This window comes from Shigella sp. FC1567, assembly GCF_001743015.1.
In the GTDB taxonomy this organism is placed as follows: Bacteria; Pseudomonadota; Gammaproteobacteria; order Enterobacterales; family Enterobacteriaceae; genus Escherichia; species Escherichia coli.
On sequence record NZ_MIIV01000334.1, the window covers coordinates 1 to 770 of the forward strand.

Sequence of the window (770 nt, forward strand, 5' to 3'; positions counted from 1 at the left end):
AAAAAAGTGGCCGGGACTGGGAAATGAAGTGACAGCCCGCCTGCTGACCGTGACGCGCAAAGGAAAAGTCTGCCATCTGCTGACGTCGATGACGGACGCCATGCGCTTCCCCGGAGGAGAAATGGCGGATCTGTACAGTCATCGCTGGGAAATTGAACTGGGATACAGGGAGATAAAACAGACGATGCAACTGAGCAGGCTGACGCTGAGAAGTAAAAAGCCGGAGCTTGTGGAGCAAGAGCTGTGGGGTGTCTTACTGGCTTATAATCTGGTGAGATATCAGATGATTAAAATGGCGGAACATCTGAAAGGTTACTGGCCAAATCAACTGAGTTTCTCAGAATCATGCGGAATGGTGATGAGAATGCTGATGACATTGCAGGGCGCTGAGGTAGCCTGAGTTTAACGGACACTCCTTCCTGAAATAGAATGGCATCAGAAGGAGCTAATAATGAGCAGAAAAAACCAACGTTACTCTAAAGAGTTCAAAGCCGAAGCTGTCAGAACGGTTCTTGAAAATCAACTTTCGATCAGTGAAGGCGCTTCCCGATTATCCCTTCCTGAAGGCACTTTAGGACAATGGGTTACCGCCGCCAGAAAAGGGCTCGGTACTCCTGGTTCCCGCACGGTGGCTGAACTGGAATCTGAAATTCTGCAACTGCGTAAGGCGTTAAATGAAGCTCGCCTTGAGCGAGATATATTAAAAAAAGCAACAGCGTATTTTGCACAGGAGTCGCTGAAAAATACGCGTTAATCGAACAATGGCGACA

Annotated in this window: 2 pseudogenes; both read left to right on the top strand. The window is 48.3% G+C overall.

From position 1 onward, the window contains the following. A pseudogene (locus tag BHE85_RS17325) lies at positions 1-388 on the top strand (transposase); the annotation flags it as partial. Positions 389-451: 63 nt separating this feature from the next. Next, positions 452-770, top strand: a pseudogene (locus BHE85_RS17330) (transposase); the annotation flags it as partial.